At 72.8% G+C, this 1,882-nt stretch carries 1 protein-coding gene and 1 pseudogene; both read left to right on the top strand.

Annotated elements, in window-relative coordinates; genetic code table 11:
- Positions 1 to 96: 96 nt before the first annotated feature.
- A pseudogene (locus AB8Z36_RS38275) lies at positions 97 to 330 on the top strand (metabolite traffic protein EboE); the annotation flags it as partial.
- Positions 327 to 1,730, top strand: coding sequence for a nucleotide pyrophosphatase/phosphodiesterase family protein (locus AB8Z36_RS38270; RefSeq protein ID WP_369217976.1), 1,404 nt, complete (start codon positions 327 to 329; stop codon positions 1,728 to 1,730). The pseudogene AB8Z36_RS38275 and the gene AB8Z36_RS38270, both read left to right, overlap by 4 nt.
- Positions 1,731 to 1,882: the final 152 nt, after the last annotated feature.

Here is a 1,882-nt window from a genome sequence, read left to right as displayed (position 1 = left end):
CGCCCACTTCCACGTCCCCCTGCACGCGGCCCCCGCCCCCCCCCCCCCCCCCCCCCCCCCCCCCCCCCCCCCCCCCCCCCCCCCCCCCCCCCCCCCCCCCCCCCCCCCCCCCCCCCCTCCACACTCCCCGTGCTGCGCGACGCCCTCGCCCGCCTTGTCGGAGGTCCCGTCCCCCTCACCCGCCATCTGGAGGTCGAGACCTACACCTGGCAGGCCCTGCCGCCCGCGCTCCGCCCGCGCGGCCGCTCCCAGCTCGCCGAGGGCATCGCCGCCGAACTCGCCCTCGCCCGCGACCTGCTGACGGACCTCGGCCTGAAGGAACTCCCATGAGCCAGCCCTCCAGCGGCCGCCACGACCGGCCCACCCCTCTCCTCGTCCTGGACGTCGTCGGCCTCACCCCGCGCCTCCTCGACCACATGCCGCACCTCAAGGCCCTCGGCCGGTCCGGCTCCCGGGCGCCGCTCGGCACCGTCCTGCCCGCCGTGACCTGCGCCGCCCAGTCCACCTTCCTCACCGGCACCACCCCCGCCGAGCACGGCATCGTCGGCAACGGCTGGTACTTCCGCGAACTCGGCGACGTACTGCTGTGGCGCCAGCACAACGGCCTGGTCGCCGGTGACAAGCTCTGGGACGCCGCACGCCGCGCCCACCCCGGCTACACCGTCGCCAACATCTGCTGGTGGTACGCGATGGGGGCGGACACCGACTACACCGTCACCCCACGCCCCGTCTACTACGCCGACGGCCGCAAGGAGCCCGACTGCTACACCCGGCCCCCCGAACTGCACGACGAGCTGACGGAGAGACTCGGCACCTTCCCGCTCTTCCACTTCTGGGGACCCGGCGCCGACCTGGTGTCCAGCCAGTGGATCGTGGACGCGACCCGGCACATCATCGACACTCGCGACCCCGACCTGGCCCTGTGCTACCTCCCTCACCTCGACTACGACCTCCAGCGCTTCGGCCCCGACGACCCGCGCTCCTTCAAGGCGGCGGCCGATCTGGACGAAGCCCTCGCCCCGCTCCTCGATGACGCAAGGGCCGAGGGCCGCACCGTGGTCGCCCTCTCCGAATACGGCATCACCCGCGTGAACCGGTCCGTCGACATCAACCGGGTGCTGCGCCGCGCCGGGCTGCTCGAAGTGCACACCCAGGACGGCATGGAGTACCTCGACCCGATGGCCTCACGTGCCTTCGCCGTCGCCGACCACCAGATCGCGCACGTCTACGTCCGCCGCCCGGAGGACCTGGAGGTCACCCGCGCCGCCCTCGCGGACGTCCCCGGCATCGAGCGGCTCCTGGACGATGAGGGCAAGAAGGCGCAGCAGCTCGACCACCCACGCGCCGGCGAGCTCGTCGCCGTCGCGGAGCCGGACGCCTGGTTCACGTACTACTACTGGCTCGACGACGCCCGCGCGCCCGACTTCGCGCAGCTCGTCGAGATCCACCGCAAACCCGGCTACGACCCCGTCGAGCTCTTCATGGACCCCGAGGACCCCTACGTCCGCGTCAAGGCCGCGGGCGCCCTGGCCCGCAAGAAGCTCGGCATGCGCTACCGCATGGCGGTCGTGCCCCTGGACCCCTCGCCTATTCGAGGCAGCCACGGCCGCCTCCCCACGAGCGAGGACGAAAGTCCGCTCATCCTGTGCTCCACCCCCCACGCCGTCAGCGGCCACGTCGCGGCCACCGATGTGAAATCGCTCCTGCTCCACCTCGCGGGCTTGCAGTAGTGCACGTACCGCAAGCGGTGCCGTAGAAGGCCCCGCGCCCGCTGGAATCGCCTGGTTCCCACTGAACCAGAACGCCCGCGCCCCGACATCAGGGTGCGGCCCCCAGCGATCCCTGATCCGCCCTTCGAACCCATCCCCGACCCATCCCCGAC

Source organism: Streptomyces flavofungini, assembly GCF_041028215.1.
GTDB classification, from domain to species: Bacteria; Actinomycetota; Actinomycetes; order Streptomycetales; family Streptomycetaceae; genus Streptomyces; species Streptomyces flavofungini_B.
The sequence above is the reverse complement of the archived record's forward strand: the minus strand, read 5'-3'. Positions and strand labels throughout refer to the sequence as shown.

Bases quoted from the DNA above. Each gene is read 5' to 3' on its own strand.
- AB8Z36_RS38270 (WP_369217976.1), top strand. From the start codon at position 327: ATGAGCCAGCCCTCCAGCGGCCGCCACGACCGGCCCACCCCTCTCCTC.